Here is a 15918-nt window from a genome sequence, read left to right as displayed (position 1 = left end):
CATGGCCAAAAACCTCAACATCGATCTGAACACGCTGTTCGAACAGGCCCAGGGTCAGTTCAGCGGCCTCAACCCCAACGAGCCGGGCCAGTGGCCCTTGCTGCCCAAGCTGGCGAGCTTCCTGCTGGCCATCGTCGTCGTCGTGATCCTGGGCTGGGTGGCCTTGCTGTCCGGCCAGAGCGACGAACTCCAGGCCGAGCGTGACAAGGAGCCTCAGCTCAAGAGCGAGTACCAGGCCAAGGTCGCTCAGGCCGTCAACCTGGCCGAGTTGCGCAAACAGCGCATCCAGGTCGAGGAATACGTCAAGCAGCTCGAAAAGCAGCTGCCCGGCAAGGCCGACATGGACGCGCTGCTCTCCGACATCAACCAGGCCGGCCTGGGCCGTGGCCTGGACTTCGAGCTTTTCCGCCCGGGGCAGGTCGTGGTCAAGGACTACTACGCCGAGCTGCCGATCGCCATCCGCGTCACCGGTCGCTTCCATGACATCGGCGCCTTCACGGCCGACATCGCCAACCTCTCGCGCATCGTGACCCTGCACAACATGGTTGTCGGCAATGTGGCCGCCAAGGACGCCCAGGGCAACCTGTTCATGGACGCCACGGCTCGCACCTACCGCTACCTGGACCAGACCGAGCTGGACGCCATCCGCGCCGAGAAGGCCAAGCAGAAGGGCCCCAAGCCATGACGCGCCCGAATCTTCCCCGTTCGTTCGCCTGGTCGGTGCTGGCCGTGGCCTTGTCGGCAGGCCTGAGTGCCTGCGACAGCGACCACAACGAGTTGCAGACCTGGATGGACCAGGAGCGCCAGCAGGTGCGCCCCAATGTGCAGCCGCTGTCGCCGCCGCAGAAGTTCAACCCGCAAGCCTATGCCGGCATGGATGGCGTGGAGCCTTTCAGTGCACAAAAGCTGGCAGGGGCCCTCAAGCAGGAGTCACGGCAGCCGAATTCTGCTGTGGCGGCTGAGCTCAACCGCCGCAAGGAGCCGCTGGAGGCCTTTCCGCTGGACAGCATGTCCATGGTCGGCAGCGTTCAGAAAAAGGGCTTGCCCTTCGCCTTGCTCAAGGTGGATGGCTTGCTCTACCAGGTCAAGGCCGGTGACTACATCGGCCAGAACTACGGGAAGATCTTGAAGATCACCGAAACCGAAGTCTCGCTGCGCGAGATCGTGCAGGACGCCGCTGGCGAGTGGATCGAGCGGCCCACCACCCTGCAACTGCAAGAGGGTGGCAAATGATGATGAAGCTGGAGAACCTGTCTATGAAACCGTGGCGTCTTGCGATGGTCGGGCTTGGCCTGGCGCTGGCATCGCCCCTGAGCTGGGCCGCCGCTGCGATCCAGGCCATCACCAGCACCCAGCAGGCTGGCGCCGAAGTGGTGCGCATCGAGCTGTCCGAACCCCTGGCCGCCTTGCCGGCTGGCTTCGTGGTGCAGAGCCCGCCGCGCATCGCCCTCGACCTGCCTGGCGTGTCCAGCAGCCTGGCGCGCAATGTGGTGGACATCAACAACGGCAACCTGCGCACCGTGAGCGTCGCCAATGCCGGTGACCGCTCGCGTGTCGTGCTGAACCTGCGCCAGGCCACGACCTACCGCGCTGAGCTGCAAGGCAAGACGCTGATGGTCTACCTGGAGCCCTCCGTGGCGTCGGCACCGGCCGCCGCACCCGCTGCGGTGCTGGCCAAGCCCCAGGCCGACAAGGCCGATGACGCCCTGCACTTTGCCGAGAACAAGAACGTCGCACCGCTGGCGCTCAAGGACATCGACTTCCGCCGTGGCCAGGATGGCGCCGGCCGCGTCGTGGTCGAGCTGCCCAACAACCAGGTCGGCGTGGACATCCGCCAGCAGGGCCAGTCCCTGGTGGTCGAGTTCGTGCGTGCCTCCTTGCCCGAGCGCCTGCGCAAGCGCTTCGACGTGGCCGACTTCGGCACCCCGGTGCAGGCTGTCACGGCCACCCAGACGGGCGACCGCGTCAAGCTGGTGGTGAACCCGCGCGGCGACTGGGAGCACTCGGCCTACCAGAGCGACAACCAGTTCGTGCTGGAAGTGCGCTCGCGCAAGGTGGACCCCAACAAACTGACGCAAGGCCCGGGCTACTCGGGTGAGAAGCTCTCGCTGAACTTCCAGAACATCGAAGTGCGCGCCCTGCTGCAGGTGATCGCCGACTTCACCAACTTCAACGTGGTGACGTCCGACACGGTCAACGGCAGCGTGACCTTGCGCCTGAAAGACGTGCCTTGGGACCAGGCCCTGGACATCATCCTGCAGGCCAAGGGCCTGGGCGTGCGCAAGTCCGGCAATGTGCTGTGGATCGCACCCAAGGACGAGATCAACGCCAAGGAAAAGATCGACCTCGAAGCCAAGGCCCAGGTGGCCGCACTGGAGCCGCTGCGCAACCAGTCCTTCCAGCTCAACTACACCAAGGCCGAGGAAATCGCCAAGGGCCTGACGGGCAGCCGCACAGGTGGCAGTGGTGGTTCGGGCAACAGCACCCGCATCCTGTCGCCGCGCGGCAGCGTGATCTTCGAGACGCGGACCAACCAGCTCTTCGTCAACGACATCCCGTCCAAGCTGGAAGAGATCCAGGCGATGATCGCCAAGATCGACATCCCGGTGCGCCAGGTGCTGATCGAGGCCCGCATCGTCGAGGCCGACGACAACTTCAGCCGCAACCTGGGTGTGCGTCTGGGCACCAGCAACAAGACGGCGGTGGCGTCTTCGGGCAACCTGAACCTGGGCATCAATGGCAACTACTCCGGCACGGTGGCTTCGCCCGACCAGGGCTTGGGCGGTGTGTCGTCGGTGGCCAACAGCTACTTTGTGAACCTGCCCAGCCAGGGCATCAACGGCTTCAACGCGGCCACGATGGGTGTGTCGCTGTTCACCTCCAGCGTGAACCATGCGCTGAACCTGGAAATTTCCGCCCTGGAAGCCGACGGTCGCGGCAAGATCGTGTCCAGCCCGCGCGTCATCACGGCCGACCAGGTCAAGGCGCTGATCGAGCAAGGCACGGAACTGCCTTACCAGACGGCCACGTCCAGCGGCGCCACGGCCATCACCTTCCGCAAGGCCAACCTGAAGCTGGAAGTCACGCCCCAGATCACGCCCGAGGGCAGCATCATCCTGGACGTCGATGTGAACAAGGACAGCGTGGGTCAGGTGACCACCGCGGGCTTCGCGATCGACACCAAGCACGTTCAGACCCAGGTTCTGGTGGAAAATGGCGGCACGGTGGTGATCGGCGGCATCTTCCAGCAGAGCGAAAACAATGCCGAACAGCGTGTGCCGGTGCTGGGTGACATCCCGGTGCTGGGCAACCTGTTCAAGAACAACAGCCGTTCCACCAAACGCTCTGAATTGTTGATTTTCCTGACGCCCAAGGTGGTGTCGGAGAAGGCAGCCTTGCGCTGACAGAAAGTGGCTTTTGAAATCGGTGGTTGCTTTGGTGGGCCTGCCGGGTGGCGGCAAGTCCACCGTCGGGCGGCAGTTGGCCCGGCGCCTGGGTGCGCGTTTCCTCGACGCTGACATCGTGCTGGAAGAACGGATCGGCATGCCGATCCGTGCCTATTTCGAGCAGCACGGTGAGGCGGCGTTCCGTGACCTGGAAGAACAGGTGATCGACGAACTCACCCGGGAGGGTGGGGCGCCCCTGGTGCTGGCCACGGGGGGCGGCTCGGTCCTGAGGCCGGCCAACCGGGCTTGCCTGCACGAGCGCACCACGGTGATTTACCTGCGGTCCACGCCCGAAGAGCTCTACCGGCGTTTGCGCCATGACACCCAGCGCCCCTTGCTGCAGGTTGCCGACCCGCTGGCCAAGCTGCGTGAGCTGTACGACCAGCGCCACCCGCTTTATGACGAAGTGGCGCACCACCGTGTGGACACGGGGCGGCCTTCGGTGTCCACCCTGGTCAACATGATCATGATGCAGATGGACATGGCCGGGCTGCTGCCGGCCTTGGGGCACGACGCCGCCGTCAGCCCAGATCCAGCGCCTTGAGGTAAGCGCGGAAGCCCGCACCGATTTGCGGGTGGCGCAGGGCCAGCTCGACGTTGGCCTCCAGGAAGCCTTCCTTGCTGCCACAGTCGTAGCGCTTGCCCGCGTACTGGTAGGCGAAGACCTTCTCTGAGCGCAGCAGCCCGGCGATGCCGTCGGTCAGCTGGATTTCATTGCCCACGCCGCGCGGCTGCTGGCGGATCTGGTCGAACACGGTGGGGGTGAGGATGTAGCGGCCGGCCACGCCCAGTCGCGAGGGCGCTTTCTCGGGCGCTGGCTTTTCCACGATTTGCTGCACCTCGACCAGCCGTTCACCCGCGGCCACACCGGCCACGATGCCATAGCGCTTGGTGTGTTCGGCAGGCACTTCCTGCACCGCCAGGATGGAGGCTTGCAGCGTGTTGAACTGCTCGACCATCTGCGCCAGCACGGCCGGCTCGCCGACCATCAGGTCGTCGGCCAGCAGCACGGCGAAGGGCTCACCGCGCACCAGGCGTTCGCCGCACAGCACGGCGTGGCCCAGGCCCAGGCTCTTGGGCTGGCGCACGAAGACGCACTCCATGTCGTCGGGCTTGATGGACTGCACCAGCTGCAGCAACTCGTGCTTGCCGGCCAGCTCAAGTTCGTGTTCGAGCTCGAAGGCCATGTCGAAGTGGTCTTCGATGGGGCGCTTGTGGCGCCCCGTCACGAAGATCATCTCGCGGATGCCGGCGGCGTAGGCCTCTTCCACGGCGTACTGGATGAGGGGCTTGTCCACCACGGGCAGCATTTCCTTGGGCTGCGCCTTGGTGGCCGGCAGGAAGCGGGTGCCCAGGCCGGCCACCGGGAAGATGGCCTTGGTGATGGGGGTGTTCGGGGCAAACGACATCGGGGTCCTTGTGAACTCAGGCCAGGCGTTGCAGCTGGCCTTGCAGGCGTTCCAGCGTGGCGGAGAAGTCGGCCACGCGGGCCTTCTCCTGCTCCACCACGGCGGCCGGTGCGCGGGCCACGAAGCTCTCGTTGCCCAGTTTGGCCTGGGCCTTGGCGATCTCGCCTTGCAGGCGGGTGATTTCCTTGCCCAGGCGGACCTTCTCGGCCTCGATGTCGATCTCGACGTGCAGGGCCAGGCGCGCTTCGCCGTGCACGGCCACCGGGGCCATGCTGGTGGCGGCGGCGAAGGCGGCTTCGTCCAGCAGCTGGACCTCGCTGAGCTTGCCCAGGGCCTGGAGGATGGGCGCGGCCTGGCGGATGAAATCCGCATCGCCCGTGGTGAGCAGGGGAACGCGCTCGGCAGGCGATAGGCTCATCTCGCTGCGCAGGTTGCGGGCGGTGCCGACCACGGCCTTGAGCTTGGCCACCCAGGCGTCTGACTCGGCACAGACGCGGCCCAGGTCGGGCAGCGGGTAGGGCGCCAGCACGAGGGTGTCGTCGCTGTCAGCTGCCTTGCGGCCGGCCACCGGTGCCACGACCTGCCAGAGCTCTTCGGTGATGAAGGGCGTGATGGGGTGCAGCAGGCGCAGCACGGTTTCCAGCACGCGGATCAGGGTGCGGCGGGTGGCGCGGGCCTTGGCTTCGTTGCCCTCGGCCTTGGCGGCGTTGAGCTGGGCCTTGGCGATCTCGATGTACCAGTCGCAGTACTCGTCCCAGACGAACTGGTAGATGGCGTTGGCGACGTTGTCCAGGCGCAGGTCGGTGAAGCCTTGCTCGACGGCGGCCTCCACGCGCTGGAGTTCCGAGACGATCCATTTGTCGGCGGGGCTGAAGTTCAGGTACTCGCCCGTGACGCAGGCGCCGGGTGCGTGCTTGTCCAGGCCGCAGTCCTGGCCCTCGGTGTTCATCAGCACGAACTTGGTGGCGTTCCAGAGCTTGTTGCAGAAGTTGCGGTAGCCCTCGCAGCGTTTGGCGTCGAAGTTGATGGCGCGGCCCAGGCTGGCCAGTGCGGCGAAGGTGAAGCGCAGCGCATCGGCGCCGTAGCCGGGGATGCCTTCGGGGAACTCTTTTTCGGTGTTCTTGCGAACCTTCGGCGCGGTCTCGGGCTTGCGCAGGCCGGTGGTGCGCTTGTCCAGCAAGGGACCGAGCTCGATGCCGTCGATCAGGTCCACGGGGTCCAGCACATTGCCTTCCGACTTGGACATCTTCTGGCCCTGGGCGTCGCGCACCAGGCCGTGGATGTAAACGTGTTTGAAGGGCACCTTGCCGGTGAAGTGCTTGGTCATCATGATCATCCGGGCGACCCAGAAGAAGATGATGTCGTAGCCGGTGACCAGCACCGACGAAGGCAGGAACAGGTCCATCTCCTTGGTCTGCTCGGGCCAGCCGAGGGTCGAGAAGGGCACCAGCGCGGACGAGTACCAGGTGTCGAGCACGTCTTCGTCGCGGGTCAGCTCGCCGGTGTAGCCGGCGGCCGTGGCCTTGGCGCGGGCTTCTTCTTCCGAGCGGGCCACGTAGATTTCGCCGTTGCTGCCGTACCAGGCCGGGATCTGGTGGCCCCACCACAGCTGGCGGCTGATGCACCAGTCCTGGATGTTGTTCATCCACTGGTTGTAGGTGTTGACCCAGTTCTCGGGCACGAACTTGACGTCGCCCGAGGCCACGGCCTCGATGGCCTGGTCGGCGATGCTGACGCCTGGCTTGCCATCTTTGGACGCGCCGGGCTTCGTCATGGCCACGAACCACTGGTCCGTCAGCATGGGCTCGATCACCTGGCCGGTGCGGGCGCAGCGCGGCACCATCAGCTTGTGCTTCTTGACCTCGACGAGTTGGCCGTCGGCTTCGAGCTGGGCGACGATCTTCTTGCGGGCCACGAAGCGGTCCAGGCCCACGTATTCAGCGGGGATGTCGGTGGCTTCGTGGGCGCTGACTTTGGCCTCGAGGTCGAAGATGGTCAGCATGGGCAGGTGGTGGCGCAGGCCGACCTGGTAGTCGTTCGTGTCGTGGGCCGGGGTGACCTTGACGACGCCGGTGCCGAAGTCCTTGTCCACGTGCTCGTCGGCGATCACGGGCACCAGGCGGCCGGTGATGGGCAGGCGCACCTGCTTGCCGATGAGGGCGGTGTAGCGCTCGTCTTCGGGGTGAACCATCACGGCCGTGTCGCCCAGCAGGGTTTCAGGGCGGGTGGTGGCCACGACGAGGCTGTCATTGCTGCCATCGACGGCATAGCGGATGTGCCACATGAAGCCGTCTTCTTCCTCGCTCTCGACTTCGAGGTCAGACACGGCGGACTTGAGGATCGGGTCCCAGCTCACCAGGCGCTTGCCGCGGTAGATCAGGCCTTCCTCGTGCAGACGCACGAAGGTCTCGACCACCACCTTGGAGAGCTTGTCGTCCATGGTGAAGTATTCGTGGTCCCACGAGACCGAATCGCCCATGCGGCGCATCTGCTGGGTGATGGTGGAGCCCGATTGCTCCTTCCACTCCCAGACGCGGGCGACGAAGTTCTTGCGGCCCAGGTCGTGGCGGCTCTTTTCGCCTTCAACGCCCTTTTCCTGCAGCTGGCGCTCCACCACGATCTGCGTGGCGATGCCAGCGTGGTCGGTGCCGGGGATCCACAGCGTGTTGTGGCCCTTCATGCGGTGGTAGCGCGTCAACGAGTCCATGATGGTCTGGTTGAAGGCGTGGCCCATGTGCAGCGTGCCCGTGACGTTGGGCGGCGGCAGCTGGATGCAAAACGAAGGCTTGGACGCGTCCAGCGTGGGCTTGTAGAGGCCGCGCTGCTCCCACAGGGGGCCGTGCTTGGCTTCGATGGGGCCGGGTTCGAAAGATTTGGCGAGTTCGGTCATGGTGTGCGTGGAAGCTGCGGCCGCGGCGTCATGCGCCCGGGGCGTGCATGGCAAAGCGCAAAGGTGGAGCGCAAGGAAGTCGCGCGTGGGCAAACCGTGATTTTAGGTCCGTGGCGGCGGGACGCGGGCCACCGACGCAGGATGGGCAAAACCTGAGCCAGATCAAGGGTGTGCCGGATACGCCAACAGTGCCATGGCGCAGGGGCTTGGCGTGTGGTGTGGATGGGCCTAGGATGAACCCGAGGGGTGGCCTGAGGCGGGCCGCCCAGGAATTTCGGACGGAGGGGAAACCATGTACGAACATTTGCTGGTGCCTGTGGATGGCAGCGAGCTCTCCCACAAGGCCATGACGCACGCCATTGGCCTGGCCAAGATGCTGGGCGCATCCATCACCGGCTTCACGGCCGAGCCCCCGCTGCCGGTGCTGGTGGTGGAGCAGGCCGCCGTGGCCTACGACGTGGCCACCTTCCAGGACCACGACAAGCGCTGCGAGGCCCATGCCCGCGAGTTGCTGCAGGCCTTCGCGGCCCAGGCACAGGCAGCGGGCGTGCATTTCGATGGCCAGTTCGTCATCACCGACGACGTCCAGCAGGCCATCGTGGACCTGGCGCGCAAGCAGAACTGCGACCTCATCGTCATGGCCACGCACGGCCGTCACGGCCTGGACGCGCTGATCCACGGCAGCCTGACCAAGAGCGTGCTGGCGCACAGCCAGGTGCCGCTGTTGGTGGTGCACTGAGCGGCTTCCTGCCTTTCCCTTGTTGCCTTGACTTGAACGGAGAACACCATGAGCGATCTGAGCGCAAACCAGAAAGACCAGTTGATGAGCGACCTCAAGCGGGTGCTGGCCGATGCCGAAGCCCTGCTGGTCGCCACGGCCGATGACACGGGCGAGGAGGTCACGCGCCTGCGCAGCCGCGTGACGGCGACGCTGTCCCAGGCCAAGACCGGCCTGATCGAGGCGCAAGCGGCCGTGGTGGACAAGGCGAAGGTCGCGGCCAAAGCCACGGACGAGTACGTGCACGACAACCCGTGGAAGTCGATCGGCATCGCCGCGGGCGTGGGCCTGCTGGTGGGCGCGATCATCGGGCGCCGTTGATGGCGGGTGCGCCTGTGCCTGGGCCTGAGGCTGGTGTGGGCGCTGGTGCTGGGGGGCTCGGCGCCTCCCTGCGCCAGTTGGGCGGCACGCTGCTGGGCATCGCGCACACGCGGCTCGACCTGCTCGCCACCGAGGTGGAGGAGGAAAAGCGCCGGCTGCTGTCCGTGATGGCCTGGGGCGCTTTCGGGGTGTTGATGGCCAGCGTCAGCCTGGTCTTCCTGGCCGCTTTCGTCAGCGTGCTGTTCTGGGACACCCACCGCCTGGCGGTGCTGGGCGGGCTGGTGCTGGCGTTTGGCGTCGCCTGTGGGCTGGCGTTCTGGCAAGTGCGGATGCGCCTGTGCGAGTCGCAAGGCATGCTGCGCGACACCCTGGCCGAGCTGGATGCCGACCGCCAGGCCTTGCACAAAGGTGCGCCATGAGCACACGCTACCCCGACCTGGTCCTCAAGAAGCGCCTTTTGCGTGCGCACAGCGCCTTGCTGCGCCACCAACTCGCCACAGACTGGCAACAGACCGTGGCGCCGGTGCAGCGCGTGGCCGACCGGGCCCGCCAAGGTGCCCACTGGCTGCGCGCCCACCCCGCCCTGGTGGCTGGCGCGGCGACGCTGGGAGCGGCCTGGCTGATGCGGCGGCCCTCGGCCCTGCTGTCGCTGGCCAGCAGGGGCGTGTGGTTGTGGCAGACCTGGCAGCGACTCCGGCGCCTGCCCCCATCTCAACCCTGAGGAAACGCTATCCCATGGACGTGACCTTCTACGGCGCCACCGCCACCGTGACCGGCTCCAAGACCCTCGTGGAGGTGGGCGGCAAACGCCTGCTGGTGGACTGCGGCCTCTTCCAGGGCTTCAAGACGCTGCGCGAGCGCAACTGGGCGCCTTTGCCCTTCGACCCGGCGACGCTGGACGCGGTGTTGCTGACCCATGCCCACATCGACCACAGCGGGGCCCTGCCTTTGCTGATGCGACAGGGTTTCCAGGGTCGCATCTGGACGACCGCCGCCTCGGCCGAGCTGTGCAGCATCCTCCTGCAGGACACGGCCCACCTGCAGGAAGAAGAGGCGCGTTACCGCAACCGCCATGGCGCCACCAAGCACGCGCCGGCCGAGCCGCTCTACACCGTGCAGGACGCCAAGCACAGCCTGGCGCACATGCGCGCCGTGGGCCATGACGGCCTGCTGCAGCTGGGCGATGGCGTGGAGGTGCAGTTCACCCCGGCCGGGCACATCCTGGGCGCCAGCAGCGTGCGCATCGCGCACGAGGGGCGCTCGGTGCTGTTCTCGGGCGATCTGGGGCGGGAAGACGACCAGGTCATGTTGCCGCCCGCCACCGGGCAAGTGGCCGACTGGGTGGTGATCGAGTCCACCTACGGCGACCGCCAGCACATCGAGCTGGACCCCACCGAGCAACTGGGCGACATCGTCCGGCGCACGGCCGCGCGCGGCGGCGTGGTCATCATCCCGGCCTTTGCCGTGGGGCGCACGCAAGGGCTGCTGTACGCGCTCTACCGCCTCAAGCAGGCGCGCGCCATCCCCGACCTGCCCATCGTGCTCGACAGCCCCATGGGCATCGCGGCCACGGGGCTTTACCACCGCCACAACGACCTGCACCGCCTCACCGACGAGGAGTGCGAGGGCATCCAGCACATGACGCGCTTCGTGCGCGACGTCGAAGAGTCCAAGGCGCTGATGCGCCAGCGCTACCCGATGGTCATCATCGCGGGCAGCGGCATGGTCACGGGCGGGCGGGTGCTGCACCACCTGGCCAACTACGGGCCGCACACGCGCAACTCGGTCGTGCTCAGTGGCTTCCAGGCCGGCGGCACGCGCGGTGCGTCGCTGGCCGAGGGCGCGAAGTCGGTCAAGCTGTTCGGCGAGTACGTGAGCATCCGTGCCGAGGTGTGCCAGATCGAGGGGCTCTCGGCCCACGCCGATCAGGCCGGGCTGCTGGCCTGGTTGAAGGCGCTGGGCCAGGCGCCGCAGCAGGTCTTCGTCAACCATGGCGAGCCCCAGGCCGCCGACACCCTGCGCCTGCGCATCACCGAGCAACTGGGCTGGAAAGCCCGTGTGCCCGATTACCGCGAGACCTTCCGACTGGCCTGAGTGTTCCGTTGCGGGTGCGCTGCCGGGGCCTCAACGCTTCATGAAGAAGTCGCCGATGAGCTCGGTGGCCGAGATGGCGTTGGAGCCCTGCGCGCCGCCCAGCGGCTTGCGCCCGCCGGGCCAGCTGTGGCCGCCGGTCTCGGTCACGCAGAGTTTGACCTGCGCGCCGCCACGGCAGCCGCTGTAGGCCTCGCAGTAGGCCCCAGGCACCTCCAGCACGCGCTTCGGCTCGGGCTGGCAGCCGTTGAGCGATGCCCACTTGGCCATGTTGCGGGGCACGGAGACGAAGTCCGTCATCTGTGTGGCCTGGCTGCCCGCGCCGCCGTTGAAGAGCACGCGATCGTCGTCGCGCGCATGGATGTGCAGCACCGACACCGGCCGCGAGGGCGTGCAGTTCAGGGTGTTGTCGGTGCCAGCCACGGCGGCGATGGCGGTGAAGCTGTCGGCCATCTCGCAGGCCAGCCGATACGGCATCATCCCGCCGTTGGAGATGCCGGTGGCAAACACCCGGGCCGGGTCCACGTTGAGCTGTTGCTTGAGTTGGGCGAGCAAGGTCCGCACGAAACCGACGTCGTCGATGCCCTTGTCGCGCGCCGCGCCGCAGCAGGCGCCCGCGTTCCAGGTGGCCAGCTTGCCGCCGGGCAGCCGGCTGTAACCGTTGGGGAAGGCCACGACGTGGCCCAACTGGTCGGCCTTGCTGATCTGGCCGTAGTAGCGGTCGTTGGCCTGGACGTCCATGTTGCCGCCGCCGCCGTGGAAGGCCAGCACCACGGCCGTGGCTTGCGCTGGCTTGTGGCTGGGCGGCACGTGCACGCGGTAGTGGCGCGTCAGGCCGCCGTGCTGCAGGGTGAATTCGTGGTCGCCGGGCGCGGTGATGCGCGCAACGGTGGGAGCGGTGTCAGGGATGGTGCTGGCTGTGGCCTCATGGCCCGCGGGGCGATCGCGCAGCCGCGCTTGTGCGGGCAGGGCGATCAGGGTCGCGCCCAGCAGCAGTGCCAGACTCAGGGACCGACAGGTGTGAATGGGTGTCATGTGCGATGGCCTTGTGTGGATTTGCCCAGCAGCGCGCGAACGTCGTCGGCCGCAGGCACCAGGGCCAGCGACGCGAGCAGCAAGGCCAGGGGCAGGGTCATGGCGTAGCCCAGGTGCTTGAAGCCCAGCGCACCGATCAGGCCGCCGAGGAAGAAGGCGCCGACCAGCGCACTGAGCGTGCCCAGGCGGCGCAGGTTCACCCGCACCGGCGGGCTCACCGATTCGGGCATGCGGTTCCAGTAAAACAGCTTGCCCAGCTCGATGCCGATGTCCGTGACCATGCCGGTGACATGGGTGGTGCGGATTTCGGAATTCGAGATCTTGGTGATGACGGCATTCTGCAGGCCCATCATGAAGCACAGCACCACCACCGTGGCGGGCACGAAGTCCTCGCCAATCTCGGCCAGTTGCGAGCCCATCAGGCCGAACATCAGCATCCACAGCGCTTCGAGCAGCAAGGGCAGGGCGTACTGGCTGTGCAGGCTGTGGCGGCGCGCCAGGTTGACCAGCACCGCCGTGGTGGCCGCGCCCAGGATGAAGGACACCAGCCCGCCGAGCGCGCTCAGCACCAGGGGCGTGTTGCCCAGCACGATGTCATCGGCCATCGAGGACACCAGCCCCGTCATGTGCGAGGTGTACTGCCGCACCGCCAGGAAGGCTCCTGCATTGGTGGCGCCGGCCACGAACGCCAGCGCGATGCCCAGGTGCCGGTTGGCGTCCGGCGTGCGGTCCCGACCGATGAGGCGGCGCGCGTATTGAAACAGCATGTGCCATTGTGGCGCAAGCCAGTGGCCATGGCCGCCTCGTCAGGGCTTGTCGGCGGGGTCTTTTTGAGCGGCCTTGTCGCCTTGCTCGCTGCGCGCCAGGAGTTGTGGCACGAAGCGCTCCGAGAAGCCGGCCACGAAAGACCAGAACAGCAGCTTGGCCACGTCCTGGCCCGAGGTCGGGTAGGTCTGGCTCAGGAAGCGGATGACGTCGTCGCGCATGGGCAGCGGCTCGGTGAAGGGCGGGATGGCGAAGTGCGGGAACAGCGGCCCTTTGACGATTTCGCTGAGCAGCCCCACGTACAGCACCAGCGAAAAGATGCCGCCGTAAATCGGCACCAGCAGGATCTGGAACCACGACCGCGACAGCAAGGCCAACTCCTCGTCGCCCAGCGTCTTGAGCCGCTGCTGGATGCTGACGAAGCCACCCAGCAGGCCGCAGCCGAAGCACACCCAGGAAATCATGAAGCGCTGGTGCCAGAACAGCGTCAGGCCAAACACCGCGACAACGCCCGTCAGGGCTGTGGCGGTCATCAGGATCAGCCGTTTCGTGACGGTGTGCAGCATGGCGGCGCGGGTGCTCATGGCGGTCCTCCTGTTCGTTTGGGAGACATCATGCAGCAAGCCCCGCGGCGAATGAAGGGCGCACGGCGCGTCCCCCGTGAACGGGCTGCCGGTCCCTACAATCCAGCCATGCCCTTCTCAGACCCTTCCGCGCCACCTGTGTCGTCCTCCGCTGTGCCACCGGTGCCGTCCGCCGCTTTCTCGTCGCCTCTGCTGGCCGGACTCAACCCGGAGCAGCTTGCCGCCGTCACCGCACCCCCGGGGCCGGCGTTGATCCTGGCGGGCGCGGGCTCAGGCAAGACGCGCGTGCTGACCACCCGCATCGCCTGGCTGATGCAGACGGGGCAGGTCTCGCCGGCGGGCATCATGGCCGTGACCTTCACCAACAAGGCCGCCAAGGAGATGCAGGCGCGCCTGTCGGCCATGTTGCCGGTGAACACCCGCGCCATGTGGATTGGCACCTTCCATGGCCTGTGCAACCGCTTTTTGCGCGCGCATGCCAAGGTGGCTGGCCTGCCTGCTGCGTTCCAGATTCTGGACACCTCGGACCAGCTCTCCGCCGTCAAGCGCGTCATCAAGGCGCTGAAGTTCGACGAGGAAAAGTGCATCCCGAAGGCCACCAGCTACTTCATCGCCAACGCCAAGGACGCTGGCCAGCGCCCCAAAGACCTCCAGCCGCGCGATGAGCTCGGCCGCATGCAGCTGGCCGTTTACCAAGCCTACGAGGACCAGTGCCAGCGCGAAGGCGTGGTGGACTTCGCTGAGCTGATGCTGCGCACCTACGAGATCATGCGCGACCACCCCGAGGTCCGCGAGCACTACCAGCGCCGCTTCAAGCACATCCTGGTCGATGAGTTCCAGGACACCAACCGCCTGCAGTACCTCTGGCTCAAGGCCTTCGCCGGCAGCCCCGGCGTCACCGGCACCAGCGTGTTCGCCGTGGGCGACGACGACCAGAGCATTTACGCTTTCCGCGGCGCGCAGGTCGGCAACATGGCCGATTTCGAGCGCGAGTTCCGCGTGCCCCACGTCATCAAGCTGGAGCAGAACTACCGCAGCCACGGCCACATCCTCGATGCCGCCAACACCCTGATCGCGCAGAACAGCAAGCGCCTGGGCAAGAACCTGCGCACCGACGCCGGCCTGGGCGAGCCCATCCGCGTGCACGAGGCCGCCAGCGATTTCGCCGAAGCGCAGTGGATGCTCGACGAGATCCGCCAGGTCAAGCGCGAGGGGCATCCGCTGTACGAAGTGGCCGTGCTCTACCGCAGCAACGCGCAGTCGCGGGTGATCGAATCGGCGCTGTTCAACGCAGGCGTGCCCTACAAGGTCTATGGCGGCCTGCGCTTCTTCGAGCGCGCCGAAGTCAAGCACGCGCTGGCCTACCTGCGCCTGATCGAGAACCCCAGCGACGACACCAGCTTCCTGCGCGTGGTGAACTTCCCCGCCCGCGGCATTGGCGCGCGCAGCATCGAGCAATTGCAGGATGCCGCCCGTGCCAGTGGCCGCAGTCTGGCGCAGAGCGTGACCGCCGTGGCGGGCAAGGCCGGCGCCAATCTGCAGGCCTTCATGGCCCTGATCGACACCCTGCGCGAGGCCATCCGTGGGCTGACGCTGCGCGACATCATCGAGCACGTGGTCGAGGCCTCGGGCCTGGCCGAGCACTACCGCGCCGAGAAAGACGGCCAGGAGCGCGTGGAGAACCTGGCCGAACTGGTCAACGCCGCCGAGGCCTTCGTCACGCAGGAAGGTTTTGGCAAGGACGCCATCGCGCTGCCCGTCGATGAACCTGCCGGCACCATCGCCGCGGGCCTGCCGGCCGCCGTGGCCGCGGTCGAGCTGCTGCCCGACGCCGAGACGGGCGAGATCATCTCGCCGCTGCTGGCCTTCCTGACGCACGCCTCGCTGGAGGCCGGCGACAACCAGGCCCAGGCTGGGCAGGATGCCGTGCAGCTCATGACCATCCATGCCGCCAAGGGCCTGGAGTTCCACCACGTCTTCCTCACGGGTCTGGAAGAGGGCCTGTTCCCGCACGAGAACTCGATGAGCGACACCGACGGCCTCGAAGAAGAGCGCCGCCTGATGTACGTGGCCATCACGCGGGCCCGCCAGCGCCTCTACATCAGCTTCAGCCAGACGCGCATGCTGCACGGCCAGACGCGCTACAACGTCAAGAGCCGCTTCCTCGACGAGCTGCCCGAAGACGCGCTGAAGTGGCTGACGCCGCGCAACCAGGGCTTCGGCTCCGGCTTCGAGAAGCCCTACCGCGACGCCTGGGCCAGCGGCAAGGGCATGGGCTCGATGGTGGGCGCCGGCGCCCAGCCCTTCCGCCAGGCACCGGCCTGGGGCGGCGGCAAGCGTGGCGAGGACAACTTCAAGGACCTCACCGCGCCCATCCCCAAGGCCATGGCCGAGTCCAAGACGGCCGGTGGTTTCCGCGTGGGCCAGAGCGTCTTCCACAACAAGTTCGGTGAGGGCGTGGTGCTGACGCTGGAGGGCAACGGCCCGGACGCCCGCGTGCAGGTCAACTTTGGCCGCCACGGCACCAAGTGGCTGATGCTGAGCGTGGCCAAGCTGACGCCCATCGAGTGAATGGCCTGTGGGCCGGTGTCCGCCAGCG

At 66.9% G+C, this 15918-nt stretch carries 15 protein-coding genes; 10 read left to right on the top strand and 5 right to left on the bottom strand.

Annotated features, from left to right (window positions below; all coding sequences use genetic code 11):
* The first annotated feature begins 1 nt into the window (after position 1).
* The 4 genes from EV672_RS02205 to EV672_RS02190 are packed head-to-tail and all read left to right on the top strand — an operon-like array spanning position 2 to position 3990.
* On the top strand, positions 2-685 hold the full coding sequence (locus EV672_RS02205) for a type IV pilus inner membrane component PilO (RefSeq protein ID WP_133605929.1): 684 nt from the start codon (positions 2-4) through the stop codon (positions 683-685).
* On the top strand, positions 682-1233 hold the full coding sequence (locus EV672_RS02200; RefSeq protein ID WP_133605928.1) for a pilus assembly protein PilP: 552 nt from the start codon (positions 682-684) through the stop codon (positions 1231-1233). The genes EV672_RS02205 and EV672_RS02200 overlap by 4 nt, the downstream gene beginning before the upstream one ends.
* Before the next feature lie 23 nt (positions 1234-1256).
* Positions 1257-3404: a type IV pilus secretin PilQ gene (locus EV672_RS02195; protein WP_243738470.1), complete on the top strand. Its 2148-nt coding sequence runs from the start codon at positions 1257-1259 to the stop codon at positions 3402-3404.
* Positions 3405-3417: 13 nt separating this feature from the next.
* A complete protein-coding gene (locus tag EV672_RS02190; RefSeq protein WP_243738469.1) occupies positions 3418-3990 on the top strand; it encodes a shikimate kinase in 573 nt (190 codons plus the stop codon).
* Here EV672_RS02190 and galU read toward each other — a convergent pair.
* Positions 3968-4855 carry a UTP--glucose-1-phosphate uridylyltransferase GalU gene (gene galU, locus EV672_RS02185; protein WP_133605927.1) on the bottom strand — a complete coding sequence of 296 codons (888 nt, stop codon included), beginning with the start codon at positions 4853-4855 and terminating at the stop codon, positions 3968-3970. The two genes, EV672_RS02190 and galU, sit on opposite strands and share 23 nt — an antisense overlap.
* Positions 4856-4871: 16 nt before the next feature.
* On the bottom strand, positions 4872-7745 hold the full coding sequence (locus tag EV672_RS02180) for a valine--tRNA ligase (protein WP_133605926.1): 2874 nt from the start codon (positions 7743-7745) through the stop codon (positions 4872-4874).
* A gap of 292 nt (positions 7746-8037) precedes the next feature.
* On the opposite strand from EV672_RS02180, the gene EV672_RS02175 reads away from it, so the two are divergent.
* Genes EV672_RS02175 through EV672_RS02155 form a run of 5 tightly spaced genes read left to right on the top strand, consistent with a single transcriptional unit; the run spans position 8038 to position 10938 of the window.
* Positions 8038-8484, top strand: a complete 447-nt coding sequence (locus tag EV672_RS02175; RefSeq protein ID WP_133605925.1) for a universal stress protein — start codon at positions 8038-8040, stop codon at positions 8482-8484.
* Positions 8485-8541: 57 nt separating this feature from the next.
* Complete coding sequence (locus EV672_RS02170; protein WP_208110701.1) at positions 8542-8844, top strand: ElaB/YgaM/YqjD family protein; 303 nt, start codon at positions 8542-8544, stop codon at positions 8842-8844.
* Positions 8845-8879: 35 nt separating this feature from the next.
* Positions 8880-9263: a phage holin family protein gene (locus EV672_RS02165; protein ID WP_166643414.1), complete on the top strand. Its 384-nt coding sequence runs from the start codon at positions 8880-8882 to the stop codon at positions 9261-9263.
* On the top strand, positions 9260-9565 hold the full coding sequence (locus tag EV672_RS02160) for a YqjK family protein (RefSeq protein WP_133605922.1): 306 nt from the start codon (positions 9260-9262) through the stop codon (positions 9563-9565). Before EV672_RS02165 ends, EV672_RS02160 begins: the two co-directional genes overlap by 4 nt.
* Positions 9566-9579: 14 nt before the next feature.
* Positions 9580-10938, top strand: a complete 1359-nt coding sequence (locus EV672_RS02155; protein ID WP_133605921.1) for an MBL fold metallo-hydrolase — start codon at positions 9580-9582, stop codon at positions 10936-10938.
* A 30-nt stretch (positions 10939-10968) separates the two neighbouring features.
* Here EV672_RS02155 and EV672_RS02150 read toward each other — a convergent pair whose 3' ends face one another.
* The 3 genes from EV672_RS02150 to EV672_RS02140 are packed head-to-tail and all read right to left on the bottom strand — an operon-like array spanning position 10969 to position 13319.
* Positions 10969-11970, bottom strand: a complete 1002-nt coding sequence (locus tag EV672_RS02150; protein WP_133605920.1) for a CE1 family esterase — start codon at positions 11968-11970, stop codon at positions 10969-10971.
* Positions 11967-12737 (bottom strand): YoaK family protein, encoded by a 771-nt coding sequence (locus EV672_RS02145; protein ID WP_133605919.1) that lies wholly within the window; start codon positions 12735-12737, stop codon positions 11967-11969. The genes EV672_RS02150 and EV672_RS02145 overlap by 4 nt, the downstream gene beginning before the upstream one ends.
* Before the next feature lie 39 nt (positions 12738-12776).
* The gene (locus tag EV672_RS02140) at positions 12777-13319 is read right to left on the bottom strand and encodes a hypothetical protein (protein ID WP_133605918.1); all 543 of its coding nucleotides are present in this window, start codon (positions 13317-13319) and stop codon (positions 12777-12779) included.
* Positions 13320-13427: 108 nt separating this feature from the next.
* Here EV672_RS02140 and EV672_RS02135 point away from each other — a divergent pair, with 108 nt between their 5' ends.
* A complete protein-coding gene (locus EV672_RS02135; RefSeq protein WP_133605917.1) occupies positions 13428-15890 on the top strand; it encodes a UvrD-helicase domain-containing protein in 2463 nt (820 codons plus the stop codon).
* Positions 15891-15918: the final 28 nt, after the last annotated feature.

It is taken from the genome of Aquabacterium commune (assembly GCF_004362855.1).
GTDB lineage: Bacteria > Pseudomonadota > Gammaproteobacteria > Burkholderiales > Burkholderiaceae_C > Aquabacterium > Aquabacterium commune.
The sequence above is the reverse complement of the archived record's forward strand: the minus strand, read 5'-3'. Positions and strand labels throughout refer to the sequence as shown.

Bases quoted from the DNA above. Each gene is read 5' to 3' on its own strand.
- EV672_RS02155 (WP_133605921.1), top strand. From the start codon at position 9,580: ATGGACGTGACCTTCTACGGCGCCACCGCCACCGTGACCGGCTCCAAG.
- EV672_RS02160 (WP_133605922.1), top strand. From the start codon at position 9,260: ATGAGCACACGCTACCCCGACCTGGTCCTCAAGAAGCGCCTTTTGCGT.
- EV672_RS02145 (WP_133605919.1), bottom strand. From the start codon at position 12,737: ATGCTGTTTCAATACGCGCGCCGCCTCATCGGTCGGGACCGCACGCCG.
- EV672_RS02150 (WP_133605920.1), bottom strand. From the start codon at position 11,970: ATGACACCCATTCACACCTGTCGGTCCCTGAGTCTGGCACTGCTGCTG.
- EV672_RS02175 (WP_133605925.1), top strand. From the start codon at position 8,038: ATGTACGAACATTTGCTGGTGCCTGTGGATGGCAGCGAGCTCTCCCAC.
- EV672_RS02200 (WP_133605928.1), top strand. From the start codon at position 682: ATGACGCGCCCGAATCTTCCCCGTTCGTTCGCCTGGTCGGTGCTGGCC.
- EV672_RS02195 (WP_243738470.1), top strand. From the start codon at position 1,257: ATGAAACCGTGGCGTCTTGCGATGGTCGGGCTTGGCCTGGCGCTGGCA.
- EV672_RS02180 (WP_133605926.1), bottom strand. From the start codon at position 7,745: ATGACCGAACTCGCCAAATCTTTCGAACCCGGCCCCATCGAAGCCAAG.
- EV672_RS02140 (WP_133605918.1), bottom strand. From the start codon at position 13,319: ATGAGCACCCGCGCCGCCATGCTGCACACCGTCACGAAACGGCTGATC.
- galU (WP_133605927.1), bottom strand. From the start codon at position 4,855: ATGTCGTTTGCCCCGAACACCCCCATCACCAAGGCCATCTTCCCGGTG.
- EV672_RS02135 (WP_133605917.1), top strand. From the start codon at position 13,428: ATGCCCTTCTCAGACCCTTCCGCGCCACCTGTGTCGTCCTCCGCTGTG.
- EV672_RS02205 (WP_133605929.1), top strand. From the start codon at position 2: ATGGCCAAAAACCTCAACATCGATCTGAACACGCTGTTCGAACAGGCC.